We start from the raw sequence: 25,640 nt of genomic DNA, 5'->3' as shown, positions 1-25,640 counted from the left end.
ATAGGAGATTGCGGAGGACGCGCCCGGACGCAAGCGGGTTCACGTCAGTGTGACTATTTGACTGCCGTTTCCGCCACCGCCTGAAACTTTGTGTCAAGTTCGGCGGCGATGTCACTCAGCGGTTCGCCACCGTCATAGACGTACGGCGCAAACACAAAGCTGGGCGTTTTGTAGGACAGGGTTGCAGTCCCGTCCTCGTTTTCAGTGATGTAGAACCGGATCGGGGCCTCGATCATCGCCCGGACCGAGGTTTCCAACACGCGCACCGCATAGTCGTTGTTAAAGGCTCCGATCACCAGATTGCCAGGAATGATGATGCCCCGCGCGGCCGCGGCCTTGGTCGGCCCTGCCTGCGTAACCACGATCAACCCGTTTTCTTTAACCGCAGCCCTGGTGTCGGCCACGAGGTCTTCATAGCTTTTGTCGGTATGATAAACCGCCCAGCCGACCAGAGGTTCTTCGGCCCAGGCGGGCAGCGTCAGACAGCAAAGCAAAGCCCATAGAACACGCATTCTTGTCACCTCCGGCATCATGACTGGTTTTATTGGTGACAGAGAACGGCCTGCGGCGCACTCACAATTCCGTGCGTTTTTGCAGCAGATAGATATCCATGATCCAGCCATGATCGGCACGAGCGCTGGCGCGGGTATCCAGAATCTGCTGCGCCACGTCAGTCAGAGGTCCCTTGATCAGAAGTTCCTCTTTCATACCCACATAGGCGCCCCACCAGATGTCATAGTCCTGCATCTTAAGGTCTTGGAACGAGCATTCACCGTCCAGCATAACCGCTACTTTCGAGGCGTTTACCGGCCAACCTTCATCCCGAATACGCCGCCCAGTGGTGACGACATAAGGCGCGCCCAAATCGTTGATCGGAATCGCATGGGCCGCCGTCAGCGCCTGCAGCGCCGTGATGCCGGGGATCACTCGGGTTTTCGGCTGCGGATCCAGCCGCGAGGCGATCCGCAGCGAGCTGTCGTATAGCGATGGGTCGCCCCAGATTAGTAGTGCTACATGTTGCGCCTCTGGATGGGCCTGGATCGCCTCGTGCCAGCGCAGGGCAATCGCGTCGTGCCATTCATCCACACCGCGCAGGTACCCATCGTCCGAGCGACGCTTCGGGATGTCGAAATAGGCGATCTGCGTCGGCGTGTCGGTTACGGTGCCGATGATCTCTTCCCTCAACCCGGCCAAGTCAGCCTTGTTCTCGCCCTTACGGGGGATCAGGATCAGGTCCGCATCACGGATCGCCTGCGCGCCCTGAAAAGTCACGTGATCCGGGTTGCCTGTGCCGATACCGATCAGGGTCAGATCATACATCTTCAAACTCCGCCAGCGGTCCATAGAGGATCAGTGCCGGGGCGGTGCCAATCTCGTTTGCCAGTTTTTCCGACAACGCGCCGATGGTGGCGCGATGCAGTTTCTGGTCAGGGGTCGAAACGGATTCAGCCATCAGGGCAGGGGTGTCCAACGGAAGACCATTCTCGTGCAAGGCCTCGACCAGCAGGGGGAAGGTCCGCTTGCCCATGAAAACGACGGTTGTCGCATCCGGATCGGCCAGCGCGGGCAGGTTCAGGTCTTCCGGTAATTGACCGCTGACATCGTGGCCGGTGACGAATTGCACCCGACGAGCGGTCAAGCGTCGCGTCAGAGGAATGCCAGCCGCCGCTGCGGCGGCCACGGCAGAGGGGATGCCGGGGATGATCTCATATTCGATCCCGGCTTCGCGCAGGGCGACCAGTTCTTCCTCAAGCCGACCGAACAGCCCTCCGTCGCCGGATTTCAACCGCACCACGCGGGCACCGGTCTTGGCATAGTCCACCAACAGGCGGCTGACATGATCCTGCTTGGGCGAGGGTCGCCCGGCGCGTTTGCCCACACCGACCAGATCCGAATCCTTGCGTGCGTGCTCCAGAATCGGGCCACTGCTCAGGTCGTCAAACAGTATCGCGTCGGCCTTTTGCATCCGGTCGACCGCTTTCAACGTAAGCAGTTCCGGATCACCGGGGCCTGAACCGATAAAGGAAACGAAGCCGCTCATGCCGTGGCCTCCGCAATCAGGTGGAAGAATGTGCCAGTGACGTTGCCACGCACCGATCCGGTTTGCGGCCCCTCGGCCCCTTCGGCATCAAAAACCCGCGCCAACGGTGCGTCCGGTTGTTCGACAATCGATGAATAGTGGAACTCATGCCCGCGCAGAGCTGTACCGGACGCATAGCCCGGCATCGGGGCCAAAAGTTCCGCCTTGCGATAGCCAAGGTTGAACTTGCGTTTCTCATACGAGGTCACCAGCCCCAGCAGACCGGCCATCTGGTGCTGAACACCTTCCTTGTCGATCAGCGCCTGGCCCAGCGCCATATATCCGCCGCACTCTCCGTGCACAGGCTTGGTTTCAGCGTGCTTACGCAACCCGGTCAGGAAGGTCTCTGCTGCGGCCAACGCCCCAGCATGCAACTCGGGGTACCCACCGGGCAGCCAGACCAGTTCAGCATTCTCTGCCGGTGCCTCATTCGCCAGCGGTGAAAACGGCAGAACCTCGGCCCCTGCGGCGCGCCAGCCTTCCAACAGGTGCGGATAAGTAAAGGAAAACGCAGCATCCCGAGCCAGCGCGATCCGTTGCGCCGGAGGGCTCGGCAGCGTGGCTGACGATGGCCCTTTCGGGCCTGAGGAAGCCGCCGCCTTAATGGCCTCCAGATCCACATTTTCACGCAGAAACGCCGCATAACCGGCAATCGCGCTTTCCAGATCGGGATGCTCAACCGCCTGGATCAGACCTAGATGGCGTTCTGGCAATGTCAGGTCTCCGCGTCGTGGCAACACGCCCAGCACCGGAAGGCCCGCACGCTCCATCCCTAGTCGCGTCAACCGTTCATGCCGAGGGCTGGCGCAGCGGTTCAGGATCACACCTGCAAACGGCAGGTCCGGGTTGTACATCCGGAACCCCAGCGCCGTGGCCGCAGCCGATTGCGCCTGACCACCCACATCCAGCACCAGTACAACAGGCCAGCCCATCCGCAACGCGGTCTCGGCGCTGGACCCGTGCCCCAGCTCTCCGGGCTTGGCGACGCCGTCGAACAGCCCCATCGAGCCTTCGGCGACCACGATATCCGCCCCCTCGGCCTGCGCCGAAATGGCGCTCAGTAGCGGATCACCCATCGCCCAACTGTCGAGATTGAACGAGGCTCGCCCCGCCGCCGCCTGATGAAAGGCCGGATCGATATAGTCCGGCCCGCTCTTGAACGGTTGAACGGCCAGCCCGTCCTCTGCCAGCGCCCTTAGCAGGCCCAGCATGACTGTGGTTTTACCCGTGCCCGAAGAGGGCGCAGAAATCAGAAGGCCCGGAGGGTTAGTCATCGCCGTGGTTCCAGCTTGACCATGGGCTGTCAGCGCTCTGCGGACGATAGCGGCGGTCGTAGTCCTTGGAATACAGGCAGCTTTCGTCAAAGCCTTCGCCAGCCAGCGCGGGCCCGACCATGATCAGCGCGGTGCGCGAGATGCTCTCGTCCAGCGCGTCTTTCAGCGTTGCCAGCGTGGCGCGGATGATCCGCTCGTCCGGCCAGCTGGCGCGATAAACTACGGCGACCGGGCAATCCGGGCCATAAGCCGGGGTCAGGTCGGTGATCACCTTGTCCAGATTGCCGATCGATAGGTGAATGGCCAGAGTCGCTCCGGTGCGGGCGAAGTTTTCCAGCGTCTCGCCTTCGGGCATCGACGACGCGCGTCCGGGTGTCCGGGTCAGAACCACAGACTGCGCCAGTCCGGGCAGAGTCAATTCAGCGCCAAGAGTAGCAGCCGCAGCGGCAAAGGACGGTACGCCGGGGGTTACGCTGACCGGGATGCCCATCTCTTTCAGGCGGCGGAGTTGTTCACCCATCGCCGACCACACCGATAGATCACCGGAATGCAACCGCGCCACATCCTGCCCGGCTTTATGTGCGGTTTCGATCTCGGCCATGATCTGGTCCAGATCCATCGGTGCGGTGTTGATGATCTTTGCTCCCTCGGGGCAGTGACCAAGGATTTCCTCGGGCACCAGCGAACCGGCATACAGGCACACCGGGCACGAGGCGATGATATCGCGCCCACGCAGGGTCAGCAGGTCGGCGGCGCCCGGTCCGGCGCCGATGAAATGAACGGTCATGTTTGTCCTCCGATGGCGACGGCGCAGGTGGCAAGCCGGTCGTCCGAGATATGTCTGGGTGAAGTCAGTCGCGCGCCCGATCCGGCGGCGGCAAGAGCGGATGCCTCGGCCACGCTGCCGGTGCCATAGGTGGCGCGACTGCGGTTCGAGCAGGTGAGGGTGCGCTGCCCGGCCAGATCCGCGGGCGCGATGAAATGCAGGGGCAGGGCGGTGGATGCGGCGAATTCGGTTAGTGCGATGTGACCTTCTTTGTCCGCAACTGTGGCCAACGCGTCGATTGCCTGTCCACTGCTGGCTCGGTCGAACGCTGCGCGCAGACTGTCCGCGGTAGCTGTTGATGAAAATCCCAATCCCGCGACGATCATAGGGTGACGCTCCACTGCACCACTGGATAGGCGGACTTCCAACCGCGACGGGGGCCGAGCGCCGCAGCCTGCGCAAGTTCAATGCGTAGCAATTCACCCCCCAGCTTGTCATGCCACTGCGCCAAAAGCGCCTCGCTTTCCAACGTCACCGCATTGGCGACCAGCCGAGTACCCGCAGGCAGGGTGTCATGTAGCCATTCCAGCAATTCGGTGCTCAGCCCGCCACCGATAAAGACGACATCCGGCGGGGTAAGATCGGTCAGCGAATTTGGCGCGGTGCCGTGGACCACGTTCAGCCGATCCTGTCCCAGTGCATCGGCATTGCGGCGAATACGTTCGGCGCGATCTACGCGGGGCTCGACGGTGGTGGCCGTCAGAGTCAGATCACACATCAGCCATTCGATGCTGACCGAACCGGTGCCACCGCCGATATCCCACAGATGCTCGCCTCGCTGCGGTGCCAGCGCCGACAGAGTCAGCGCGCGAACCGGGCGTTTGGTGATCTGGCCGTCGGTCTCAAAGATTTCGTCCGGTTTGCCCGAGGCCTTTGGAAAAGCCTGTCCTTCACCGGCGACTTCAAGCCCGACGCAGACAGGGTGGTCGAACCCACCCAAAAGCGCTTCGGTTAGCGACACAGAACGCGATCTTTCGCGAGGTCCGCCGAGCGCTTCCATCACGTGCAGGCGTGTGTCAGCAAATCCGGTCTCGGTCAGGTAGGTCGCCAGCTCCGCCACTGCAGCACCGTTGCGCAACAGGAGGATGGCGTGCAGGTCGGGTGCCAGATGTGGCCGCAGCCGGGTCAGCGGCGCGGCGTGCAGGCCAAAGGTCAACGTGCTTTCCAGCGGCCAGCCCAACCGTGCTGCGGCCAGAGAAAAGGTCGACTGACCGGGCAGGGCGGTCCATTCCCCGGCCTCGAAGTTACGAGCAATGACCGAACCCGCACCGAACCAGAACGGATCGCCCGAGGCCAGAACAACGGTTGGTCGTCCTCGAAACTCGGTCAAAATCGGCAGACCGTCAGCGAAAGGAACCGGCCATTCGACGCGCTGGGCGGTGGTCTTGGGTAGCAACGACAAGTGGCGCGGCGGGCCCATGATGATTTCGGCACGTTCCAGCACTTGACGGCTTGCGGGTGGCAGGCCATCCAGTCCATCTTCGCCCAAGCCCAGAACGGTCAGCCACGGAGCTTCATGCATGACACACCTCCTGATCCTTGGTGGCACGACCGAGGCCAACGCTTTGGCCAAAGCCGTGGCCGAACAGGGCATACCAGCCACCTATTCTTACGCTGGGCGCGTTGAAAACCCGCGCCCGCAGCCCTTGCCGGTGCGTGTTGGCGGGTTTGGCGGTGTTGACGGATTGGCAAGTTACCTGCGGGACCACTCGGTGTCTCATGTGGTTGATGCCACCCATCCGTTTGCCGCGCAGATGAGCGGGAACGCCATTCAAGCGTGCCGCGACGCCCACGTGCCTTTGGCCGCGCTGACCCGCTCGGCATGGACGGCGCAGGAGGGTGACAACTGGCATCACGTTGCGGATATCAACGGCGCGGTCGCCGCTCTGTCCGGTGCGCCGCAGCGCGTCTTTTTGGCCGTTGGACGAATGCATCTTGAGGACTTTGCCGCCCAGCCCCAGCACCACTACCTGCTGCGGTTGGTCGATGAACCGGGCGCGCTGCCATTGCCGAACTGTGATGTCGTTGTTTCGCGCGGGCCGTTCACCGTTGAGGATGACCGTGCGTTGATGCAGCAACATGGCATTGAGTTGGTGGTGTCCAAGAACGCAGGCGGCACCGGCGCGCGCGCCAAGCTGGACGTCGCTAGGGCGCTGGGCATGCCGGTGCTGATGATCGACCGCCCGGCCCTGCCGCAGCGGACCGAGCTGTCGAGTGTCGCACAGGTTCTGGGCTGGCTGGCTCATTCGGGCGTGAACCTCGGAGTGTAGACGATCGGGGTACTGTCCCGCTCGATCACGCGGGTCAGGGACGAGCCCACGATGACCACTGTCTGCATGTCGGCCATATCCGGCGTCGCTTCGGCCAGCATTGAAATCCGGATCGCCTCATCTTCGCGGGATACGGCGCGGGCGAATAGGATCAGGCGCTCGGGTTCGCATTCCTCACGCAGGATTTCCAGTGTCTTCACAAAGCCTTCGGGGCGGGACTTTGAGCGCGGGTTGTAGAACGCCATCGCGAAATCACCCTGTGCTGCAAGGCGCAGGCGCTTCTCGATCAGTGACCAGGGTTTCAGGTTATCGCTGAGGTTGATGGCGCAGAAATCGTGCCCCAAAGGCGCGCCTGCCCGGGCCGAGGCCGCCAGCATCGCAGTGATGCCGGGCAGGACGTCGATGGGGATGTTGCGCCATTCGGCGGGGCCGTTCTCCAACGCTTCGAACACTGCCGCCGCCATGGCAAAAACACCGGGATCGCCCGAGGAGACGACAACCACGCGTTTGCCTTCGGCCGCCATTTGCAGCGCGTGCTGCGAGCGGTCGATCTCGACCCGGTTGTCGCTGGCGTGCAGCGTCAAGCCGGGGCGTTCTGCCACGCGCGCGACGTAGGGGATGTAGCCAACGATATCCGTGGCCTCGGCCAGTGCGGCGGAAACCTCGGGTGTCACCAGATCCTCGTTGCCTGGCCCGAGACCCGCGATCTTGACCCAACCGCTCATGGCCGCCGCCCCTGACCATGCACGATGATGATCGAGAAATAGGGGGTGAACTTGCCGCAAGCCTCAGACAGCTTTGCCACGGTCTGGTTCGGCATCTGGGCAAATTCCACGATCCAGGCGCGGTCATACAGACCGGCCGTTTTCAGCGCCCGCTTCACCTTGTCGATGTTGCGTCCGATCTTCATCACGACCAGAGCGTCGGTCTGCGCCATACGCTGCGCCAGATCGTCCTCGGGCAGAGTGCCGACCAGTACGGTTAGCACATCGTCGCCCCATGTGATCGGATCGCCGGTCGCTGTCCATGCGCCGGACATACCGGTGATGGCAGGCACGACCTCTACCTCAGCTTCATCTCGCAAGCGGCTGTAAAGATGCATGAAAGAGCCGTAGAAAAACGGATCGCCCTCGCACAAAACCACCACGTCCTCTCCCTGATCCGACAGGGTTTTCAGATGCGCAGCGCAGTCTTGGTAAAAGGCCGAGAGTAGCTCGTTGTAGCGCGGGTCTGTCACCGGGATTTCGGTGGTGACCGGGTATTCCATCGGGAATTCCACCGCGTCGCTGGGGATCATGCCGTTGACGATCTTGCGCGCCTGACCGCTGCGGCCGGGCTTGCGGAAAAAGGCCACGTGGCGGGCATTGCGCAGCAAACGGTCGGCCCGGACGCTCATCAAGTCCGGGTCACCGGGACCAAGGCCCACGCCGTATATCTTGCCCGCGCTCATTCGGCGCGGCTCGCGATGGCGTTGACGGCGGCCACGGTGATGGCGCTGCCGCCCAGACGGCCTTTGACAATGCAGGACGGCACTGGTTGGGCCTCCCACAAGGCATCCTTGGATTCGACCGCGCCGACAAAGCCCACCGGGCAACCAATGATGGCAGCGGGGCGCGGGCAATCGGAGTCTTCCAACATATTCAGCAGGTGGAACAGCGCGGTCGGCGCGTTGCCAATCGCGACCAACGCGCCTTCCAGATGCGGACGCCACAGTTCCAGCGCAGCGGCTGAGCGCGTGTTGCTCATCTCGGCGGCCAGCGGGCGCACGCGCTCATCATGCAGGGTGCAGATCACCTCGTTATCGGCGGGCAGGCGAAAGCGGGTCACGCCCTCGCTGACCATGCGCGCGTCGCACAGGATCGGCGCGCCGTTTTCCAGAGCGGTGCGGGCGGTTGCCACAAAACCGGGCGAGAAATGGACGAACTCTTCCAGCCCAACCATCCCGGCGGCGTGGATCATGCGGACGGCGACCTGCTCTTCGTCGGCATCGAACCGGGCCAGATCGGCCTCGGACCGGATGGTGGCAAAGCTTTCTTTGTAGATCGCCGCGCCGTCGGTTTCGTATTCATAGGGCATCAGGTGAAGTCCATGGTCATAAGTGTTTCTTCGGTCAGGCCGTGCTGGCTGGGCTCATCCCCCGCACGGCCCTGTTTGACAAGATCAAATCGTCCGTTGCGGCCGACTAAAGTGACATCAGCCGCACCCATCCGGGCGCAGCCCTTGGTGCAGCCTGAGACATGCAGGCTGCCGCTGACACGCGGTGCAAGTGCGCGTGCGATCTCGCGTGTCTCTACTTGCGCCTGCGGGCAGAATGGTGCGCCGGGGCAGGCGTCGGTGGTCATCAGCGGATCGGTGCCATGGGTAACAAAGGCCGATGCGGGGATCGCCGCCCCGCCTTCCAGCAGGATCAGTCGCCACGGGGTGACCCGCAGGGCCGACGCGCCGGTGTCTTCGATCAGGGCGAACAGCCGCCGCGCGGGTAGTTGCCCGAAGGCCGCTCCGTATAGCGCGCCCAGAGCACAGGCCCCGGGTTGCAATGGCGCGCCGATGTCCGCCGGTGCGCTGCCCTGCCAGTCCTGCGGCAAGCCCTGCGCTGCAACCACCCGCGCCATGCGGCGTGTTTCGGGTGTGATATGCTCGGCGAACCACTCGGCCAGCGCTATCGCTCGGTCGATGGCGTCCGCTTCTGTCACGCGGCATCCGGTTTCGCACCCGTCGGCGCGCAGGATCAGACCTTCTGCACCGGTCTCAAGTCGGATATCTGCCGAGTCGCCAACCAGCAGGCGTTTGGGGCCGGTATCAACGGCAAAGCCGAATTTTGCAGGCAAGGCAGGCAGGTCGCCCAACCGGTTGATCAGCTGTCGCGTCAATCGGGCGGTCAGGTCTCCGGTTTCATAAAGGGGCGACACGAGGATATTGCGCCGCACTTCGATGCCGGGTTCCGCGTCCAGCAGGTCCAGCGCCGCCAGTTCCGTAAGCAGGGGCTGATGGTCGGATTCTTTCACGCCCCGCAATTGCAGGTTGGCGCGGTTGGTGAGGTCGATGGTGCCATTGCCGAACCGTTCTGCCAGTTCACACAGACCAAGCGCCTGCGCGGCGCTTAGCCGAGCCAGCCGAGGACGCACCCGCACCACCAAACCATCGCCCGACATCATCGGGCGATGTGCGCCGGGGCACCAGCCTTGGACGATTGGTGCGCTCATTCCAGCCCCTCCAGATTGGCGCGGATCGAATTGCGGCGAGTATTCCAAAGACCGGCTTCCAGCAGTGCAAGGAACCTATCCTTCATGGCTTGGTGGGCCTGTGGGTTGGCCTCTTGCAGGAAGGCGTCAACCTCTTCGTCGCCTAGAGTCGCATCGTGGTAGAGGTCGAAAAGATGCGGTGCGACGGTGTCGGACAGATGCGCGAAGGAGGCCATGTGATCCAGCGTCGCCGCGATCTCGGCAGCGCCGCGGAACCCGTGACGTTGCATACCAGCGATCCACCCCGGATTTGCGGCGCGGGCGTGTACAACGCGGCTGATCTCTTCGGGCAGGGTGCGGGCGCGCGGGTTTTCCGGGTTCGTGTTGTCCAAATGGTAAAGCTGCGCGCTGCCGCCTGTGATCTTCTTGGCGGCGGCAAATCCCGCCTCATGCGTGGCGTAGTCATTGGCCAGCAGCAGGTCGGTTTCGGTCAGGTCCTGCAGGTGCACGAAACTGTCGGCACTGGCGACGCGCTGGGTGATGCCGTCTTTGTCTTGCGCGATATGCTCGCCTTCCAGCGCGAAGGAACTGGCCTCCAGCCATGCTTCCCCCGCCTGTATGCGGGCCTCATCCGTATAGGTCTCGGACAGATGGGTCATGTTCAGGCCATAGCTGCCTGGTGCCGGGCCATAGACGCGAGCGGCCGGGGCCTGACCTGCATAGGGGTTCCAATCCATGGCCTCATCGCGCTGCGCGAGCGCCCGTACGGCCTGACCGAACAGCGCCGACAGCGTTGGGAAGACATCGCGGAACAGGCCTGAGACGCGCAGTGTCACGTCCAGGCGCGGGCGACTGAGGTCCGTAATCGGCAAAACTTCGATGCCGGAAACACGCTCGGAGCCCTTGTCCCACACTGGTTTCACGCCGAGCAGGTGCAGCGCCATGGCGAATTCCTCTCCGGCCGTGCGCATTGTGGCCGAACCCCACAGATCGACGATCAGCCCTTTGGGATAATCGCCTTCCTCTTGCAGATGCCGACGCACCAATTCCTCGGCCAGTTTCACGCCCTGCGTAAAAGCGGCGCGCGTCGGAACCGAGCGCGGATCGGTTGTGTAGAGGTTCCGCCCGGTCGGTAGCACATCCGACCGACCGCGATAGGGGGAGCCGGATGGGCCAGCTTCGATCCGATTGCCGGCCAGGGCGTTGATCAGGGCACTGCGTTCGGCATGGGCCGAGGGCGCGGGATCGAAATTGCCTGTTACCTCGGGCACGCGGCCAAAGATGTGCAGACCGTCACCGAACTGGCTTTCCTTGATGTCACAGACAAAGCGGTCGATGCGGGTGATTGCCTCGGCGGTGCAAGTGGCCTGATCGAGTCCCAGATCGCTTTCCAGCCCGATGGCCTGTGCTTCGTTGCGAATGTCTTCTTGCAGTCGATCGCGGCGCTTGGGGTCCAGCCCGTCGGCGTTCGAGAACTCGTCCAGCAACGATTCCAGCCGCACCATTCGATCCGGCGTGCCGCTTTCTTTCAGGGCGGGGGGGATGTGACCCAGCGTGACGGCCCCAATCCGGCGTTTGGCTTGCGCGGCTTCGCCGGGATCATTGACAATGAAAGGGTAGATGACCGGCAGATCACGGATCAGCGCCTCAGGCCAGCATTCGGCGGACAGGGCGACTGATTTGCCGGGCAGCCATTCCAAGGTGCCGTGCGCGCCGATATGGATCAGGGCGTCCGCGCCCAGCCTTTTGCGGAGCCACAGATAGAACGCGACATAGCTGTGGCGTGGAGTGCGCGAAAGGTCATGATAATCGTCATCGCGCAGCTCGGGCGTTCCACGTTCCGGCTGCAGCGCGACCAGCGCCTTGCCACGGCGCAGGGCGGTGAAGTGGAACGCGCCATCCAGGAAGGCCGGGTCGTTCTCGGGGTTACCCCAGACGGTTTGCAGATCTGCGCACAGTTGCTCGGGAACCTCGGTCAATGCCGCTTGGTAGTCGTCCAGTGACCACGAAATGCGGGCGTTCGGCAAAGCTTCAGAAATCGGCTCTGCTGGTGCGGTGTCATAGCCTTCGCTTTGCAGGTCGGACAGCATCGCCTCGGCCGAAGCCAGTGCGTCGAGACCCACGGCATGGGCCATCTGCCAATCCTTGCCGGGATAGGTGGACAGCACCAGTGCTGGAACTTGATCTGCCTTGGGCTTGTCGTGAAGGTTCAGCCAGCCGGTGACCCTGTCGATGATGGCATCAATCCGCTCAGGTTCGGCGCGATGGGCAAAGCGGGAGTATTCCAGATGCGGATCGCGTTTGCCCGGTTCCTTGAACGAGGCAATGCCCGCAGAAATGCGCCCGTCCACTTCGGGCAGCACCACATGCATGGCGAGGTCGGCCGGGGATAGGCCCCGTTCTGCTTCGGCCCAGGCTTTGCGGCGCGAGGTGGCGAGGGCGACCTGAAACACCGGCACGTTCGCCGCGTCCAGAGGTGACGTGCCCGAAGCGCCTTTGCCCGAGAATGAGGTGGCGTTGATGATAGCCGAGGGTTCCAGCGCCACGACCTGTTGACTTAGCCACGCAGCGGCTGCGGGCGCTTTCAGCGAGGGTGCGAACAGCCCAACCGCGTCCAGCCCCCGGTTGCGCAGGCTACGGATCAATGCCGAGACCGGGGCCGTATCGGCCGAGGTCAGGTAGGCGCGGTAGAAGGTGACGAGGATACGTTTCGCATCGCCTGTGAACGCCGTGTCCACCGGGATCACACCGCAATCCGGACACCACACGCCGCAATCCGGCAGCGTTTTGGCACCCATAACCGGGCCCGCATAAAGACCCGCCGCCAACGCCATCTGCGCCAAGGCGGCCTGCGCCGCGACTTCACCTCCCGTGTCGCAGAGATGCGCCAGCCGCCGTAGGGTTGAGACAGGTAGGGTGGAATACTCATCCAGCCGCGTGTCCTCGCGGCCGTCGGCAGGCAGGACGGCCAAAGCAATCCCCTTGGCCTGCGCCAGAGCCAGAACCTGCTGCAGACCGTAGGACCAGTAAGGAACACCACCGATCAGGCGGATCAGGATGCCCTTTGCGCCCTCCAGCGTCTGTTCCACGTACGTATCGACGGACAGAGGGTGCTTAAGCGCGGTCAGGTTGGCCAGACGCATCGTGGGCATCCGCCCCTCCGGTCCCCCACCGCGATGCCAGCCCGCCGCGAAAGCGCCAAGGTCGCTGTCGGAAAAGGACAGCACCACCAGATCCGCCGGGCTCTGGCCCAGATCGGTCGGGGTTTCGGTTTCTTCTAACCCGTGGCTTTCGCGGAAGACGACATGCATGGTTTATTCGGCGGCCTCGGTCACACCCACCAAGATATCGCGGATCGCGGCCTCTTTGATGTCGTCATGCTCGGCGATGATCACAAGACGCGAGCGGCGCTCTTCACCGGGCTCCCACGGGCGGTCGTACTGGTGTCGTACACGGGCACCCACGGCTTGCACCAGCAGGCGCATCGGTTTGCCTTCAACGGCGGCATAGCCTTTGACGCGCAGGATGTTCAGCTCATTGGCAAGACGTTCGATATTGGCGACCAGTTGAGCCGGATCGGTCTGTTCCGGGAGGTCGACGATGATGCTTTCGAAATCGTCATGCTCGTGATCGTGGTGGCCGTCGTGATGTGACGGACGGGCGTCCATGTCATCCTCAGCAGCAGCTTCCAAACCAAGAACGACGCGCACATCCACGGCACCTTCGGCGACTTCGACGACAGGCAGGGGACGTGGAGCTTCGGCTGCGATGATCTCTTTGGCTTTGGCCACACCCTCTGGACCGGCCAGATCGGGTTTGGTCAACAGGATGATATCAGCGCAGGAGACTTGATCTTCGAACACTTCGGACAAGGGTGTTTCATGGTCGATCGAGTCATCGGCCAAGCGCTGGGCATCCACGGCCTCGACATTCGGGGCAAAGCGACCGGCAGCGACGGCCTCGGCATCGGCCAGAGCGATCACACCGTCCACGGTGATCTTGGACCGGATATCGGGCCAATCGAAGGCCTTCAGCAGCGGTTTGGGTAGGGCGAGCCCGGAGGTTTCGATCAGGATGTGATCGGGGCGTGGCTCTAGTGCCATTAGCGCTTCGATGGTCGGAATGAAGTCATCGGCCACGGTGCAGCAGATGCAGCCGTTTGCCAGCTCCATGATGTTTTCGGCAGGGCAGTCAGGAATGGCGCAGGATTTCAGGATATCGCCATCGACACCAACATCGCCGAACTCATTGACGACAACGGCCAGACGCTTGCCCTGCGGGTTCTGCATCAGGTGTTTGACCAGAGTCGTTTTGCCCGAGCCCAGAAAGCCGGTGATCACAGTGACGGGTAGTTTCTCGAGGTTGCTCATTTCAGGGCTCCAATCGGGGGAATACGGGCCGCACAGTTTTTGCGGAAATGTTCGGGGCGTTCGCGCCATTTGACTAGGCCGTCCTCGGTCGCGAGGTATTTTGTGGCACCTTCCACGATGGTCTCGACATGGTCGTTTTCGTTGAGGTGCTCGTAGACAAATGTCCAGCGATCCGGCCCGCCTCGCAGAACGATGGAACAGCCCTCATCACAGTTCGACAGGCATTCCACGGCTTTCAGTGTGATGCCCTTGGGCAGATCCGCCTGTTCCAACGCTTTATGCAGTAAGGTGCCGGGTCGTTGCGCGTCGTCCTCGACGGGCAGGCCGCGGCGGCACGTGGTGCAGACCAGCAGCTCGACTGGTGCGGTCTCGGTCATGTCTCTCATCCCCCCAAATCCTCATCGCGGGGGACGGGGTTTCATGCGGGCCACGTGTTGCGACATGGACCCGACACCGGAACACCCCGCCCGGTTTCATCTTCGGGTGTTGGCAGGTCTCCCGGCTTGCGGATGTCAGAGGCGGGCCTCTGCCGGATGTCCCGCCTTCCCGGCCTATCAGGCCAGTGGCTTTGGGCACCCTCTCCGGTCACGGTCGCGGGGGCGGCTGCGTTTGACGGATGACCGCTGACGCATTCCCTTTTCATCCATCCGAAGATGGACACCAACGCAAGCGACATGCGGCACGGGCAGGGGCCTTGTCAAGCGCGAGACGCAGTGAGAAAGCGCAAGGATCAGAAAAGCGACCAGCCTATGTCAATCAGCGGCATCCGCTGCCAGCCGGTCCCGCAGCCAGGCACAGAACAACCCCGCCGCCGCAGTGGGTTGCACAGACTGTTGAGCACTGACTAGATAATGCGACTGGGCGAAAGGAATCGCCGGACCCGCAATTGCAATCGGCGCACCCTGCCGAATTGCGTTTTTGGCAAACCGTTCCAGGATAGTAGCGTATCCAGCACCAGCCATCACAAGTTGCAGCGCCGCCACCGTTGTATCCACTGAATGCCGGGGCGGTTGATCGGGGGGCGCAGTGCAGATGGCTTGAAAATACCGCGCCCAATTATCCTCGTATCCAAGGATGTGAATCAGCGGCCCATTTGTCAGTTTTGGTGAACGGTCTCCGGCTCGACAGATCGGAACCAGCTTTTCATCGGTGAGCTTTTCGGACCGAACCCCCGGCCAGTCGCCATAACCCAGCCGGATTTCCACGTCCACATCACCGGGCGTCCCGCTGTCGTTCCAGATGTGGGAAACCAAACGCACCGGGATATCCGGATGCCGCGTGGTGAAGTCGGGCAGCTCGGCAGCTACCCAATAGGCCGCTGTCGAAATCGCCGCCCGGATCGTTAGGGTCTGGCGCGAGGCAGGGCCAAACAGGCTATTAGTAGACAGCGCGATATCAGAAAGCGCCCGCCGCACCGTCAGGGAATAGGACTGCCCCAGTTCGGTCAGTTCCAGCCGGCGCGCGTTTCGGGTGAACAGCTTTTGCCCCAACTCGGCCTCAAGGGACCGAATATGCAATGAAACCGCCGTCTGCGTCAGGCCAAGTTCCTGCGCGGTGGTGGTGAAATTCAGATGGCGCGCTGCGGATTCAAAGCTGCGTAACCAAGCTGGGTTTGGAAGGCGATCCATACTACCACCAAAAATTTTTGACCATAATGCGCTTTATTATTCATTTCCGCTTCGGCCAAGCAACAGCGATGCTTTACGCAAACAGCGACTTTCGGGAGGGAAACATGAAAGTTGGATTTATCGGTCTGGGAAATGTCGGTGGTAAACTGTCCGGCTCATTGTTGCGCAACGGAATTGACCTGACGGTCCATGACCTCAACCCCGAATTGGAGACACAGTTCGTGGCCCAGGGGGCTAAAGCTGCCGAAAGCCCGGCGCAGATGATGCGGGATTGCGATGCAGTCATCACCTGTCTGCCGTCCCCCGCCGCCTCGGATGCTGTAATGCAACAGATGCTGCCCGAGGTCGGGCCGGGCAAAATCTGGATGGAGATGTCGACCACGGACGAGGCAGAAGTCAAGCGTCTGGGGGCGATGGTGATCGAACGTGGCGGTACCGCCGTCGATTGCCCCGTGTCCGGCGGCTGCCATCGGGCGGCAACCGGCAATATCTCGATCTTCGCAGGATGCGACCGTGAAACGTTCGAGCGAATTCTGTCGTTTCTGACCACGATGGGTAGACGCGTTCTGCATACCGGAGAACTGGGCACGGCCTCAGTTCTGAAGGTGTTGACGAACTATTTGGCCACCGCCAATCTGATCACCTGTGCCGAGGCGTTAGTGACCGCCAAGGCCGCCGGGATGGACCTCAACACCACATACGAGGCGATCAAAATCTCGTCCGGCACTTCGTTTGTGCATGAAACCGAAAGCCAGGTCATCCTGAATGGGTCGCGCGATATATCTTTCACGATGGACCTTGTGAAAAAGGATATCGGCCTGTTCCAGGACGTCGCCGACCGCGCCGGAGTACCGTTGGAAATCAATCCCGTGATGATCAAGATATTTGACGACGGTATTGCACGATTCGGAGAGCGCGAACTGTCACCGAACATTATCAAGCGGCTAGAAGAGGCCACTGGCCTGAACATCACAGCCCCCGGCTTCCCGACCGAGATGCTGGACGACGAGCCGGAAGAACCAGGCTACGAAGTCGTCCCTCAGGGCAGGCGGGCTGAATGATGCACTGAACGCAGGTTCGAAACCAACAACCAAATCGGAGAAGTGGAGGCGAGTGCCGGACTTGTAACTGTTCTGTAGGCAACGAAGTATTAATGGATATCGAGGTCTTGGTTCGCGTGTGCTTCCCGGCCTGGCGTTGCACAGATACTTAGGGAAGCGCTGTGCGCTGCCCTTCTTTTTCTCCATCACAGCGTGTGGCAAACGCTAGCGTAGTCGATTGAAGCAACAGTCATAGTTCACCACAGCTTAGCTCATTCAGATTTTGACGCCTCAATGTATCGCGTTGCAAGCTCCTCAGCGTCTGCGAAAAGCGACATTTCTAGTTCGTATAAATGTGCGGATCCCAGCTCATATATCACTCGCTTTAGGGTGCTAAGGTAGAACGTGTAGCAATCGTTCGACGCAAGGGCTGTCCAGCCAGTTTGCAACAATGCGCGACGCCGAGTTGATGGCAATTGCCTGAATTTTTGCAGCTTTGTGTTTCGCCCAGGAAGATAAGTGAACGCTATGCCCTGCTTCTCGTTTTGCAAAAGCTGAATTGCATTTAGACTTATGGCAACTCTAGCTTCGTAGATGGCAAATTCACTCAAGTCTATGAAGCTTAGAATTTTTGAGTAACTGGCAACGCCTTTTAGTTCGCTTGGATAACACCCTCCGCAAATCGCCTCAACGTAGTTGGCTATGGTCGCGGGCTTGTTGCCTTTTATACCACCCCAATCAGCAACCACCCATTTGGCGATTTCAAGCTTGTCGCCTTCTATCCAAATACGGGGAGATTGTTCTTTGAGTGTGATATTTTTCGCGTAGTTGTCGCCGTCTCCCTCGTTCACGTCTGCTAGATGTGAGTATGATGGGAAACTTCCTCGTTTCGGCCAAACATAGTTATCTGAAAGCTTGCCAAGCCCGAGCCCTCCAAAGTGGTCTTGCCCCCGAAAATACGCCAAAAGGTTGTTTTCTAGTTGATTTGTTGGGTTAGTCATTGAGTGTCTGCATCAATGTGTTTTCGTTGATAGAGGCTTCGTTTTTGCTGCCGGTGCTGCATCGTGATCTCTTCTGCCACGACGTAGTTTCGTCGTTCAACGTCAAGGTTCCTTAGTGCGCGCGGCACTGCTGCTGCAAGGCTCCTACATGTTGGCTTGGGGCTAAATTAAATGGTAAATTCCATGGGCTGGCCGCTCTGTTATGTGGCAGCTGATATTGAGCACAGTGCCTCTTTTTCGAATGCCGAGCGCGCGGAAGTCCTCGACCTATTGACGCGTGAAAAGCAACGTCGTGGGGACAAAACTGAATATGCAATTTTAATCGTCTCAGACGGAGCAACGATAAGGGAGAACTAAGTACTTGAAGTTAAATGGAGGCGAGTACCGGAATCGAACCGGTGTACACGGATTTGCAATCCGCTGCGTCACCACTCCGCCAACTCGCCTTTTCAAGTAAAATCAAATACTTGTCGTGGTGTGGCCGGCGTTTTAGCACCTTTCGTCAGGGGCGTCCAGTGGGTTGATCGCAAAAATCCATTCCCACCTGCCGTGACATTACACAGTGCGACACCAAGTTCCTGCGATCTGACGAAACTTTCCACGCCAAGCCGTTGCCGGTTTCGTCTGGATATGGCACAAGCCGGACATACTTGGGACTAACATGAGCGATCCAATGACAGATTTCGCAACTCGGCGCCGCACGATGGTTGATACGCAGGTCCGGCCTTCAGACGTCACGAAATTTCCCATCATTGACGCCATGCTGACCGTTCAGAGAGAGAACTTCGTGCCAGATGCGCAGCGCGAGGCTGCTTATGCCGAGGGCGTGATTGATCTGGGTAACGGGCGCTGCCTGCTGGAGCCGCGGACGCTGGCCAAGATGCTGGACGTGCTGAATATCTCGAATGATGAGGTTGTTTTGGATATCGCCCCCGCGATGGGGTATTCCACCGCAGTTGCGGCGCGCATTGCGCAATTGGTCGTGGCCGTGGAAGAAGACGAAGCCCTTGCCGCTGAAGCGCAGACGATCCTGATGGAAGCAGATGCCGACAACGCAATTGTGCATGTTGGACCGCTAGAGCAAGGCGCGACTGAGCATGGACCCTATGATGTGATTATGATTCAGGGCGGGGTCGAGCAGGTGCCCGATGCGGTGATCGCCCAACTCAAGGATCATGGGCGCATTGCCTGCCTTTTCGTTGAAAGAGAGCTGGGCACCGTTCGGATCGGGCATAAATCAGGTGGGCGGGTGACCTGGCGTCATGCCTTCAATGCCAACGCCCCGATTTTAAAGGCATTTTGTGCCGAGTGTGCATTTTCGCTATAGTTCTTTCTCATATTGCTGCGCTGCCTTGATTAGTTGAAGATAAACGCGCAAACTGCGCTCAGGGCAGCGTAATTTTAGTTTGAGAAGGATTTCGTTATGCGTTCATGGACGGGGGGGAAGCTTGTAAAGGCATTGGCACTGACTGCGGGAATCGCGCTTAGTACAGTGCCGGTGCGAGCGGTTTGGGCTGATAACCTGACCGACGCGTTTATCGGAGCTTACAATACCAGCGGCTTGCTGGAACAGAACCGAGCGTTGTTGCGCGCAGCTGATGAAGACGTCGCGATTGCATTGTCGGCGCTTCGGCCGATTATCAACTGGACGGTCGAAGTCAGTCAGGATTACACCCGCCGTACCACGAGTGATGTCGTTACGCGGACAGAACCATCCAACTTTTTTACGGGACTCACGCTGAGCCAACTGATTTACGACGGCGGCTTCTCGGTTCTTGGTAAGCAATCTGCGCAGGAAACTGTTCTGGCCACCCGCCAGACCCTTCTGGATGTCGAGCAAGATGTTCTGTTCCGCGGTCTGAACGCGTATTTGGGTGTTCTTTTACAAGAAGAAACCGTGCAGATTCGCCTGAACAACGTGGAAGTTTCAGCCGAAGAACTCCGCGCTTCTCAGGATCGCTTTGATGTGGGTGAGGTGACCCGGACTGACGTTGCGTTGTCCGAAGCCCAGTTGGCCAGTTCGCAAGCGGACTTGGCGGTTGCCCGCGGTAACCTGAGCATTGCGCAAGCGGAATACGTCAATGCTGTCGGTCGAGAGCCGGGGCGCACGGCAGGCCAACCAAGTTTGCCGAACCTGCCGCGGTCCGAGCCGGAAGCTGTAGGTCTCGCACAACGCAACCACCCGGCGATTCTGTCGGCGCAGCACCAAGTGCGTGCGCTTGATCTGGTCGTACAGCAGCAGCGCGCCAACCTCGGCCCGAATGTTAGCCTGAACGCGGACGCGGGAATCACCGAAAGCTATGACAACGACGACAACGTTGAAGACGCGACCGTCGCGCTACGCTTCACTCAGCCGATTTATGCTGGTGGCCGTTTGGCAGCCAGCGTACGTCGGGCGATGGCGACGCGGGATGCTTCGCGTGCAAACCTGCTGAACGTTCAAAAGGACATCACCCAAGGGGTTGCCGATGCCTATGCCGCTTTCCAGGCTGCCACTGCCAGCCTGCGGGCTTCGACCGAACGTGTCCGTGCATCGCAAGTTGCGTTTGACGGTATCCGTGAAGAAGCAACCTTGGGGGCACGTACAACTCTGGATGTTTTGAACGCACAGCAGGACTTACTGGATGCGCAACTGGCCGAGGTTGCCTCGCGAACCGAGCGGTCCCGCGCGGCATACCAGTTGCTGCAGGCGCAAGGTTTGCTGACGGCGGAACGTCTGGGGCTTGCCGTGCAGATTTACGATCCGACCCTTTACTATAATCTGGTCAAGAAAGCTCCGGCTCAGGTCAGCAGGCAGAGCAGGGATTTGGATCGCGTCCTCAAAGCGTTGCGTCGTGACTAACGGGCAATACTACCTGTTGTGAGGTCCGGTTTGTTTGTCTACACTCGATCCTGAGGATAGAGCGGTAGAGAACAATGACGGAAAAAGTCGTAAAAGCGGGAATCGAGGACGTTTTGTCCTCGATTAAACGTCTTGTAAGAGAAGAAGATAGAAAAACTCCGGGTACCCTTGCGTCGACCAATTCGCGAAAAACGGGCAGGTTGGTTTTGACTGACGCGCTGCGGGTCAATGAACCGTCGTTGGAAAAGCAGCCTCAGCCAGAAAAAACGGAAGCGGCCTATAAGGCCGAAGACTCTATCAAGCCGATGCTTCTGCGGGCTTGCGATATTGTAAAACACGCTGAACCAGCCGTTGAACAGCAAGCCGAGCCTGAGCCGGAGGAAGGTCTGGTTGGAAGTCTGAGCGCCAAAATCGAGGCGTTGGAGGCCGCAATTGCCCGGACCGAGGACCAGTGGGAGCCGGACGGCGATAGCGATGACGCATATTCAGGCACACCGACAATATCGCTTAAATGGCATGCTGAAGACCAGTTCATCGCCGTAAACAGCGACGTTGAAACAGCGACCGAATCAGAACAGCTTAAATCTGAGACGACAGCGACCTTCGCCCGGAATTCGGACTCCTCGACCGCTAAAAAGACCCGGTCCAGCGAGGCAGACGGTGAACAGTCGGCGCGGGTCATGGACGCAGACGCGCTGCGGGCACTGATCGCGCAGGTTGTTCGGGAAGAACTACAGGGTGTTCTGGGTCAGCGCATCACCCGCAACGTTCGCAAGATGGTTCGGCGCGAGATTTACCGAGCCCTGGCAGAGCGGGAACTGGACTAGGCCTCAGGGCCGTTTTGGCGGCCGGGCCAGATCCAGCAGGCTGTCCAGATCCATATGCTGCTCCAAATGGTCCGCAAGCGCTTCCAGCGTTTCCTCAACCCCGTCCTCATATGACAGGTCCGAGGTCGCGCCCAGCTGTTGCAGATAGCGGGCGCGGAACGTGTCGGACGAAAAGATACCGTGCAAATAGCTGCCCCGAATGCGGCCGGTCCGGTCGGCGGCACCCTCAGGACGGTTTTCAATCTCAAGCCATGCGCGATCGCAATCGGGGCCTTCGGTGCGCCCCATGTGAATTTCGTATCCGGTCACTGGTTCGTTTTCAGGAATGGTGCGCGCCGTGCGCAGAGTGACCTGTTTCTTGCCTGCCATGGTGGTGGTCACATCCAACAGGCCCAGCCCCTCAACCGTGCCGGGGCGACCGTCCACGCCATCGGGATCGGCGATAGTTTTGCCCATCATCTGAAAACCCCCGCACAGGCCCAGCACATGGCCGCCCCGGCGGACGTGGGCATAAAGGTCGATATCCCAGCCCTGCGCCCGGAAATAGGTCAGATCGCCGATGGTGGATTTGCTACCAGGCAGCAGCACAAGATCGGCATCGCCGGGCAGGGGGCGTCCAGCGGGAATGATTTCGACCGAGACGCCGGGTTCGGCGGACAATGGATCGAGATCGTCGAAATTGGCCATCCGCTCCAACTGCGGCACGACGACTTTGCAGGCTCCGCCGCTGTGGGATCGAATGTCCATCATGTCCTCGGCGGGCAGTTTCCAGGCGTCGTGGAACCATGGCACGACGCCCAGACAGGGCCAGCCGGTGCGCGCGGCAATGTCATCGCGGCCCTCGTCGAACAGCGAGACATCGCCCTTGAACCGGTTGACGGCAAAGCCGCGGATCATCTCCAGATCACCAGCATCCAGCACCGCCTGCGTGCCCACGATCTGAGCGATTACGCCGCCACGGTGGATATCTCCCACCAGGACGACCGGTGCGTCCGCGGCGCAAGCAAAGCCCATATTGGCGATGTCGCCCTTGCGCAGGTTGGTCTCGGCCGGGCTGCCTGCGCCTTCGATGAGTACCAGATCGGCGTCGTCGCACAGCCGGTTAAAGCTCTCCAGCGCGGCACCGAGCAGTTTGGATTTGTCTTTGCGATAATCGCCCGCTTTCATAGTGCCTGCGCGCTGTCCCTGTACGATGATCTGAGCGCCCGTATCAGTTTCCGGCTTCAACAGGATTGGGTTCATATCTGTGTGAGTAGCGCGCTTGGCGGCGCGTGCCTGCAGGGCCTGCGCACGGCCGATCTCACCCCCGTTTTCGGTAACGGCAGCGTTATTCGACATGTTCTGCGGCTTGAATGGAGCGACCCGCAATCCCCGCCGCGTATAGGCGCGCGCCAGCCCGGCGACCAAAACCGATTTTCCGACATTGCTGCCGGTGCCCTGAATCATGATGGCGCGAACCATAGCCGTCTCCTATACGTTGGCGCGTAGATGACCTGATTTGAGCCTAAAGGGAAAGCCCGGATGAACACGCCCGCGCATCTTTTGATCGGTGCCGCCGCCTTTGCGCGGCCAGCACGGGGGCGGATCCTTGCGGCCGCATTGCTGGGATCGTTGCTGCCCGATCTGTCGCTGTACGTGATGGCGAGCGTGTCGCTGTTTGTTTTAGGCATCCCCGAGCAGGTGGTGTTCGATCAGCTTTATTTTTCACCCGCCTGGCAAACAGTTTTTGCCATCGACAACTCGTTCATCTTGTGGGGGCTGGTGCTGTGCATTGGTCTTTGGTGTGGTTGGCGGTTCCTGAACGTGGCTGCGTCCGCTGGCCTTCTGCATTTGGTGATGGATTTCATGTTGCACGCTGGCGACGGGCGGCCGCAATTCTGGCCGCTGAGCGATTGGGTTTTTCACAGCCCGGTCAGCTATTGGGACAGCACTCATCACGCCCTGTTGGTAGCGCCGCTTTCAATAGCGGTTTGTGCGGGAGCCTATGTTGTGCTGTGGAACAGGGGGTTGTCCCTGTCGGGCAAGCTGTTCTTTGCTGCCCTGTTGGGTGCGGAAATCTGGGTCGCCCGTCAATGGCTGCTATTCTTTTGACAGGGCAAAAGAAAAACGCGCCCCGGAGTGCGGAGGCGCGTTTTTTCCTTCAGAAGTCGCGTTGTTTATGCAGCTTCTGCCTGCTGAGCGGCATTGCGGCGCTCGCTTTCTTCACGCGACAGTGCGACCGAGGTCCGCACGCCACGACCAACGAACTCCATCAGTCCGCTGACAACCCGTTCGTTCGGGTCGATACCCGCGCAGGACAGCACTTCGCGACCATCGCGCGAGCGCGCCCAGCGGGCGATCTGTTCGGGGCCATTGCCGTATTTCTTGTCGTCGGCGATGGCGTCATCCAGTGCAGCCAACACAACGGCCGCGAAAAGTTTGCGTGCACGATTGCCTTGCTCATTATTAAAGGCAGTGCCGTCAACGAAATCTCTCATCTCGTCTTCCTTGTTGTTCTTGCTCTTGCATTTTCGGCGTGACGGTCCTTATGACCTATTCAACGTGATTCGGATACAGCTAAAATGCATAGTTGCGTTGCGTCATGTGCATGGCTTGCTGCAAGTGCAGCACTAGGTGTCGTTGTCTTGTCAGGTGGTGTCCTGCCAGATATAGGGACGGGAACTGACGCATCAACCGTTTGTGAAGGAATTATGTAATGCCCAAGATAAATGGGAACGAAATTCGCCCCGGCAATGTGCTTGAGCATAACGACGGTCTGTGGGCCGCAGTCAAAGTCGACCACGTAAAGCCCGGTAAAGGCGGTGCTTTTGCGCAAGTCGAACTGCGCAACCTGCGCAATGGCTCGAAGCTGAACGAACGCTTCCGCTCGGCGGACAAGGTCGAACGCGTGCGCCTTGAGCAGAAAGATCAGCAGTTCCTGTACGAATCCGATGGCATGCTGGTGTTCATGGATTCCGAGACTTATGAGCAGATCGAACTGCCTGCCGAACTGCTGGGCGAGCGCCGCCCGTTTCTGCAGGACGGCATGACAATTGTCGTTGAATTCTACGAATCTGAGGCGTTGAACGCCACGCTGCCGCAAAAAGTGACCTGCAAGATCGTTGAGACCGAGCCGGTTGTGAAGGGGCAGACCGCTGCGAACTCGTTCAAACCGGCCATTCTGGACAACGGCGTCAAGGTCATGGTGCCGCCGTTCATTGGTCAGGATGAGATGATCGTGGTGAACACCGAAACCATGGAATATTCCGAGCGCGCGTAACCTGGCGTCTGTTCGAAACAGGAAAAGACCGCGCAGGCGTCGACCGCGCGGTCTTTTTAATGCCTGTCCTTCAGATACCGATAGCGCTCGGGATTGGGGCCGAAGAGTTCCATCATCAGCTCATACTTGATGCGGTTGGCGCTGACCTGTCGGTAGAAAGCAATCAGAAAGGCGGTTGGGCCTTGAATTCGGCCAAGGCCGCTGGTGGCCGCAACCACGGTGCCGACATCCGTTTTGCCGTTCAGAACCAAATAGCCGCCCAACATCAGGACGCCGACCGTGCCCGCGCCGTTGATGACGCTCAGCAGGAATTTGGCCGACAGTTTCCACAGGAACATGCGGCGGCGGGTTTCATAGATATCGTCGAACTGGGCGTCGATGTCGCGCGCGACATCATTGATGTCTTCGATCGTCAACTTGTCGGTAGCGTCGCGCAGAATGCGAACACGCTCGGCCACAAAGATGTTCACCTTGCGTTGTGAGATCAGCACGATGACGATCTGGGGCACGATCATGGAAAAGGCGATCATACCCAAACCGGGCTGCGTGGATGAGATATATCCGATCACGCTGATCAGCGTGCCGATCTGCACCACGGGGTCCGAAAATGCGCCCCCGGCGAACTTGCCCAATTCTTCCGCCTCGGCCGAAATGGCAGTGGTCATAGTGCCCTTGCGCACTGTTTCGCCGGATTCGCGGATGTCCGATGCGCGGACCAGCAGCCGTTGCCGGATCATGCGGATCATGTCCTCACCCAGCGTGCCTGCGCGGTAGCCCAGCAACCATTTCAGGGCGAGGCTCAGCAAGATGACTGACATCATACCCGTGCCCAGATAGATCAGCCGTTCAGTGGCGATATCGTCTGTCGTAAGGTGGTTGATGATATCGCGCTGAAACTCCAACGGGACCGCCGCCAGAGCAGCGATGGCGATGGAAAGGATAATAAGGATAATCTGCCGCCCAGCGCTGGCACGCCAGATCGCACGGTATAACCTAAACATTTGCGCATCCGTTCAGTGAACTGACCGCAGTGTGGCAGCG

The 25,640-nt window shown here is 60.2% G+C and carries 27 protein-coding genes, 1 tRNA gene and 1 riboswitch; of the genes, 8 read left to right on the top strand and 20 right to left on the bottom strand.

Annotation, left to right across the window (positions count from 1 at the left end; all coding sequences use genetic code 11):
- Positions 1-53: 53 nt before the first annotated feature.
- From GOW98_RS02090 to cbiE, 7 genes are all read right to left on the bottom strand, one after another.
- The gene (locus GOW98_RS02090; RefSeq protein ID WP_170329391.1) at positions 54-512 is read right to left on the bottom strand and encodes a DUF302 domain-containing protein; all 459 of its coding nucleotides are present in this window, start codon (positions 510-512) and stop codon (positions 54-56) included.
- Between the two features lie 61 nt (positions 513-573).
- Positions 574-1,320 (bottom strand): precorrin-6A synthase (deacetylating), encoded by a 747-nt coding sequence (cobF, locus tag GOW98_RS02085; protein ID WP_170329390.1) that lies wholly within the window; start codon positions 1,318-1,320, stop codon positions 574-576.
- Positions 1,313-2,041, bottom strand: a complete 729-nt coding sequence (cobA, locus tag GOW98_RS02080; protein ID WP_170329389.1) for a uroporphyrinogen-III C-methyltransferase — start codon at positions 2,039-2,041, stop codon at positions 1,313-1,315. Before cobA ends, cobF begins: the two co-directional genes overlap by 8 nt.
- Positions 2,038-3,354, bottom strand: coding sequence for a cobyrinate a,c-diamide synthase (locus tag GOW98_RS02075; RefSeq protein WP_170329388.1), 1,317 nt, complete (start codon positions 3,352-3,354; stop codon positions 2,038-2,040). The genes cobA and GOW98_RS02075 overlap by 4 nt, the downstream gene beginning before the upstream one ends.
- On the bottom strand, positions 3,347-4,141 hold the full coding sequence (cobM, locus tag GOW98_RS02070) for a precorrin-4 C(11)-methyltransferase (RefSeq protein ID WP_170329387.1): 795 nt from the start codon (positions 4,139-4,141) through the stop codon (positions 3,347-3,349). The genes GOW98_RS02075 and cobM overlap by 8 nt, the downstream gene beginning before the upstream one ends.
- Positions 4,138-4,506: a cobalamin biosynthesis protein gene (locus GOW98_RS02065; protein ID WP_170329386.1), complete on the bottom strand. Its 369-nt coding sequence runs from the start codon at positions 4,504-4,506 to the stop codon at positions 4,138-4,140. The genes cobM and GOW98_RS02065 overlap by 4 nt, the downstream gene beginning before the upstream one ends.
- Complete coding sequence (gene cbiE, locus GOW98_RS02060) at positions 4,503-5,702, bottom strand: precorrin-6y C5,15-methyltransferase (decarboxylating) subunit CbiE (RefSeq protein ID WP_170329385.1); 1,200 nt, start codon at positions 5,700-5,702, stop codon at positions 4,503-4,505. Before cbiE ends, GOW98_RS02065 begins: the two co-directional genes overlap by 4 nt.
- Between cbiE and GOW98_RS02055 the strand changes: the two genes are divergently transcribed.
- On the top strand, positions 5,701-6,450 hold the full coding sequence (locus GOW98_RS02055; RefSeq protein WP_170329384.1) for a cobalt-precorrin-6A reductase: 750 nt from the start codon (positions 5,701-5,703) through the stop codon (positions 6,448-6,450). The two genes, cbiE and GOW98_RS02055, sit on opposite strands and share 2 nt — an antisense overlap.
- Here the strand turns inward: GOW98_RS02055 and cobJ are convergent.
- The 8 genes from cobJ to GOW98_RS02015 all read right to left on the bottom strand — a co-directional run bounded on the left by cobJ (position 6,423) and on the right by GOW98_RS02015 (position 15,630).
- Positions 6,423-7,175 (bottom strand): precorrin-3B C(17)-methyltransferase, encoded by a 753-nt coding sequence (gene cobJ, locus GOW98_RS02050; protein ID WP_170329383.1) that lies wholly within the window; start codon positions 7,173-7,175, stop codon positions 6,423-6,425. The genes GOW98_RS02055 and cobJ overlap by 28 nt on opposite strands.
- Positions 7,172-7,900: a precorrin-2 C(20)-methyltransferase gene (locus GOW98_RS02045; RefSeq protein WP_170329382.1), complete on the bottom strand. Its 729-nt coding sequence runs from the start codon at positions 7,898-7,900 to the stop codon at positions 7,172-7,174. Before GOW98_RS02045 ends, cobJ begins: the two co-directional genes overlap by 4 nt.
- Positions 7,897-8,526, bottom strand: a complete 630-nt coding sequence (locus GOW98_RS02040; RefSeq protein ID WP_170329381.1) for a precorrin-8X methylmutase — start codon at positions 8,524-8,526, stop codon at positions 7,897-7,899. Before GOW98_RS02040 ends, GOW98_RS02045 begins: the two co-directional genes overlap by 4 nt.
- Entirely contained in the window at positions 8,526-9,653 is a 1,128-nt protein-coding gene (locus tag GOW98_RS02035; protein WP_170329380.1) for a cobalamin biosynthesis protein CobG, read from the bottom strand. The genes GOW98_RS02040 and GOW98_RS02035 overlap by 1 nt, the downstream gene beginning before the upstream one ends.
- The gene (gene cobN / locus GOW98_RS02030) at positions 9,650-12,943 is read right to left on the bottom strand and encodes a cobaltochelatase subunit CobN (RefSeq protein ID WP_170329379.1); all 3,294 of its coding nucleotides are present in this window, start codon (positions 12,941-12,943) and stop codon (positions 9,650-9,652) included. The genes GOW98_RS02035 and cobN overlap by 4 nt, the downstream gene beginning before the upstream one ends.
- A 3-nt stretch (positions 12,944-12,946) precedes the next feature.
- The gene (gene cobW, locus GOW98_RS02025) at positions 12,947-14,002 is read right to left on the bottom strand and encodes a cobalamin biosynthesis protein CobW (protein ID WP_170329378.1); all 1,056 of its coding nucleotides are present in this window, start codon (positions 14,000-14,002) and stop codon (positions 12,947-12,949) included.
- On the bottom strand, positions 13,999-14,379 hold the full coding sequence (locus GOW98_RS02020; RefSeq protein ID WP_170329377.1) for a DUF1636 family protein: 381 nt from the start codon (positions 14,377-14,379) through the stop codon (positions 13,999-14,001). The genes cobW and GOW98_RS02020 overlap by 4 nt, the downstream gene beginning before the upstream one ends.
- Before the next feature lie 94 nt (positions 14,380-14,473).
- Positions 14,474-14,682, bottom strand: a riboswitch (cobalamin riboswitch).
- A 72-nt stretch (positions 14,683-14,754) separates the two neighbouring features.
- A complete protein-coding gene (locus GOW98_RS02015) occupies positions 14,755-15,630 on the bottom strand; it encodes a LysR substrate-binding domain-containing protein (protein ID WP_170329376.1) in 876 nt (291 codons plus the stop codon).
- A 104-nt stretch (positions 15,631-15,734) separates the two neighbouring features.
- Between GOW98_RS02015 and GOW98_RS02010 the strand changes: the two genes are divergently transcribed.
- Positions 15,735-16,691, top strand: coding sequence for an NAD(P)-dependent oxidoreductase (locus GOW98_RS02010; protein WP_170329375.1), 957 nt, complete (start codon positions 15,735-15,737; stop codon positions 16,689-16,691).
- 251 nt (positions 16,692-16,942) lie between these two features.
- On the opposite strand, the gene GOW98_RS02005 is transcribed toward GOW98_RS02010, so the two are convergent.
- Positions 16,943-17,671 carry a hypothetical protein gene (locus tag GOW98_RS02005; RefSeq protein WP_170329374.1) on the bottom strand — a complete coding sequence of 243 codons (729 nt, stop codon included), beginning with the start codon at positions 17,669-17,671 and terminating at the stop codon, positions 16,943-16,945.
- A gap of 183 nt (positions 17,672-17,854) precedes the next feature.
- On the opposite strand from GOW98_RS02005, the gene GOW98_RS25540 reads away from it, so the two are divergent.
- Positions 17,855-18,028 carry a hypothetical protein gene (locus GOW98_RS25540; protein WP_217359252.1) on the top strand — a complete coding sequence of 58 codons (174 nt, stop codon included), beginning with the start codon at positions 17,855-17,857 and terminating at the stop codon, positions 18,026-18,028.
- Positions 18,029-18,043: 15 nt separating this feature from the next.
- On the opposite strand, the gene GOW98_RS02000 is transcribed toward GOW98_RS25540, so the two are convergent.
- Positions 18,044-18,117, bottom strand: a tRNA-Cys gene (locus GOW98_RS02000).
- A gap of 227 nt (positions 18,118-18,344) precedes the next feature.
- Between GOW98_RS02000 and GOW98_RS01995 the strand changes: the two genes are divergently transcribed.
- From GOW98_RS01995 to GOW98_RS01985, 3 genes are all read left to right on the top strand, one after another.
- Positions 18,345-18,998: a protein-L-isoaspartate O-methyltransferase family protein gene (locus GOW98_RS01995; RefSeq protein WP_170329373.1), complete on the top strand. Its 654-nt coding sequence runs from the start codon at positions 18,345-18,347 to the stop codon at positions 18,996-18,998.
- Between the two features lie 96 nt (positions 18,999-19,094).
- Positions 19,095-20,513: a TolC family outer membrane protein gene (locus GOW98_RS01990; RefSeq protein WP_170329372.1), complete on the top strand. Its 1,419-nt coding sequence runs from the start codon at positions 19,095-19,097 to the stop codon at positions 20,511-20,513.
- Positions 20,514-20,719: 206 nt separating this feature from the next.
- Positions 20,720-21,340: a hypothetical protein gene (locus tag GOW98_RS01985; protein WP_254437874.1), complete on the top strand. Its 621-nt coding sequence runs from the start codon at positions 20,720-20,722 to the stop codon at positions 21,338-21,340.
- A gap of 3 nt (positions 21,341-21,343) precedes the next feature.
- Here the strand turns inward: GOW98_RS01985 and GOW98_RS01980 are convergent, their stop codons facing one another.
- Positions 21,344-22,801: a cobyric acid synthase gene (locus tag GOW98_RS01980; protein WP_170329370.1), complete on the bottom strand. Its 1,458-nt coding sequence runs from the start codon at positions 22,799-22,801 to the stop codon at positions 21,344-21,346.
- Between the two features lie 60 nt (positions 22,802-22,861).
- Between GOW98_RS01980 and GOW98_RS01975 the strand changes: the two genes are divergently transcribed.
- Positions 22,862-23,431, top strand: a complete 570-nt coding sequence (locus GOW98_RS01975; protein ID WP_170329369.1) for a cobalamin biosynthesis protein CobQ — start codon at positions 22,862-22,864, stop codon at positions 23,429-23,431.
- Between the two features lie 65 nt (positions 23,432-23,496).
- Here the strand turns inward: GOW98_RS01975 and GOW98_RS01970 are convergent, their stop codons facing one another.
- The gene (locus GOW98_RS01970) at positions 23,497-23,817 is read right to left on the bottom strand and encodes a DUF6280 family protein (protein WP_037310273.1); all 321 of its coding nucleotides are present in this window, start codon (positions 23,815-23,817) and stop codon (positions 23,497-23,499) included.
- Positions 23,818-24,035: 218 nt separating this feature from the next.
- Between GOW98_RS01970 and efp the strand changes: the two genes are divergently transcribed.
- The gene (gene efp / locus GOW98_RS01965; RefSeq protein ID WP_170325421.1) at positions 24,036-24,599 is read left to right on the top strand and encodes an elongation factor P; all 564 of its coding nucleotides are present in this window, start codon (positions 24,036-24,038) and stop codon (positions 24,597-24,599) included.
- Positions 24,600-24,655: 56 nt separating this feature from the next.
- Here efp and GOW98_RS01960 read toward each other — a convergent pair whose 3' ends face one another.
- A complete protein-coding gene (locus GOW98_RS01960; RefSeq protein ID WP_170329368.1) occupies positions 24,656-25,600 on the bottom strand; it encodes an ABC transporter transmembrane domain-containing protein in 945 nt (314 codons plus the stop codon).
- Between the last annotated feature and the right edge of the window lie 40 nt (positions 25,601-25,640).

The sequence above is a fragment of the Ruegeria arenilitoris genome (assembly GCF_013032445.1).
Classification (GTDB): domain Bacteria; phylum Pseudomonadota; class Alphaproteobacteria; order Rhodobacterales; family Rhodobacteraceae; genus Ruegeria; species Ruegeria arenilitoris_F.
This window is presented reverse-complemented; position numbering and strand designations above follow the sequence as displayed.

Bases quoted from the DNA above. Each gene is read 5' to 3' on its own strand.
- cobA (WP_170329389.1), bottom strand. From the start codon at position 2,041: ATGAGCGGCTTCGTTTCCTTTATCGGTTCAGGCCCCGGTGATCCGGAA.
- GOW98_RS02035 (WP_170329380.1), bottom strand. From the start codon at position 9,653: ATGAGCGCACCAATCGTCCAAGGCTGGTGCCCCGGCGCACATCGCCCG.
- GOW98_RS01995 (WP_170329373.1), top strand. From the start codon at position 18,345: ATGACAGATTTCGCAACTCGGCGCCGCACGATGGTTGATACGCAGGTC.
- GOW98_RS02055 (WP_170329384.1), top strand. From the start codon at position 5,701: ATGACACACCTCCTGATCCTTGGTGGCACGACCGAGGCCAACGCTTTG.
- GOW98_RS02010 (WP_170329375.1), top strand. From the start codon at position 15,735: ATGAAAGTTGGATTTATCGGTCTGGGAAATGTCGGTGGTAAACTGTCC.
- GOW98_RS02005 (WP_170329374.1), bottom strand. From the start codon at position 17,671: ATGACTAACCCAACAAATCAACTAGAAAACAACCTTTTGGCGTATTTT.
- GOW98_RS02065 (WP_170329386.1), bottom strand. From the start codon at position 4,506: ATGATCGTCGCGGGATTGGGATTTTCATCAACAGCTACCGCGGACAGT.
- cbiE (WP_170329385.1), bottom strand. From the start codon at position 5,702: ATGCATGAAGCTCCGTGGCTGACCGTTCTGGGCTTGGGCGAAGATGGA.
- cobM (WP_170329387.1), bottom strand. From the start codon at position 4,141: ATGACCGTTCATTTCATCGGCGCCGGACCGGGCGCCGCCGACCTGCTG.
- cobN (WP_170329379.1), bottom strand. From the start codon at position 12,943: ATGCATGTCGTCTTCCGCGAAAGCCACGGGTTAGAAGAAACCGAAACC.
- cobW (WP_170329378.1), bottom strand. From the start codon at position 14,002: ATGAGCAACCTCGAGAAACTACCCGTCACTGTGATCACCGGCTTTCTG.
- GOW98_RS02040 (WP_170329381.1), bottom strand. From the start codon at position 8,526: ATGCCCTATGAATACGAAACCGACGGCGCGGCGATCTACAAAGAAAGC.
- efp (WP_170325421.1), top strand. From the start codon at position 24,036: ATGCCCAAGATAAATGGGAACGAAATTCGCCCCGGCAATGTGCTTGAG.
- GOW98_RS02020 (WP_170329377.1), bottom strand. From the start codon at position 14,379: ATGACCGAGACCGCACCAGTCGAGCTGCTGGTCTGCACCACGTGCCGC.
- GOW98_RS02045 (WP_170329382.1), bottom strand. From the start codon at position 7,900: ATGAGCGCGGGCAAGATATACGGCGTGGGCCTTGGTCCCGGTGACCCG.
- GOW98_RS01990 (WP_170329372.1), top strand. From the start codon at position 19,095: ATGCGTTCATGGACGGGGGGGAAGCTTGTAAAGGCATTGGCACTGACT.
- GOW98_RS01960 (WP_170329368.1), bottom strand. From the start codon at position 25,600: ATGTTTAGGTTATACCGTGCGATCTGGCGTGCCAGCGCTGGGCGGCAG.
- cobF (WP_170329390.1), bottom strand. From the start codon at position 1,320: ATGTATGATCTGACCCTGATCGGTATCGGCACAGGCAACCCGGATCAC.
- GOW98_RS02090 (WP_170329391.1), bottom strand. From the start codon at position 512: ATGCGTGTTCTATGGGCTTTGCTTTGCTGTCTGACGCTGCCCGCCTGG.
- GOW98_RS02015 (WP_170329376.1), bottom strand. From the start codon at position 15,630: ATGGATCGCCTTCCAAACCCAGCTTGGTTACGCAGCTTTGAATCCGCA.
- GOW98_RS01970 (WP_037310273.1), bottom strand. From the start codon at position 23,817: ATGAGAGATTTCGTTGACGGCACTGCCTTTAATAATGAGCAAGGCAAT.
- GOW98_RS25540 (WP_217359252.1), top strand. From the start codon at position 17,855: ATGGGCTGGCCGCTCTGTTATGTGGCAGCTGATATTGAGCACAGTGCC.
- GOW98_RS01980 (WP_170329370.1), bottom strand. From the start codon at position 22,801: ATGGTTCGCGCCATCATGATTCAGGGCACCGGCAGCAATGTCGGAAAA.
- GOW98_RS02075 (WP_170329388.1), bottom strand. From the start codon at position 3,354: ATGACTAACCCTCCGGGCCTTCTGATTTCTGCGCCCTCTTCGGGCACG.
- cobJ (WP_170329383.1), bottom strand. From the start codon at position 7,175: ATGAGCGGTTGGGTCAAGATCGCGGGTCTCGGGCCAGGCAACGAGGAT.
- GOW98_RS01975 (WP_170329369.1), top strand. From the start codon at position 22,862: ATGAACACGCCCGCGCATCTTTTGATCGGTGCCGCCGCCTTTGCGCGG.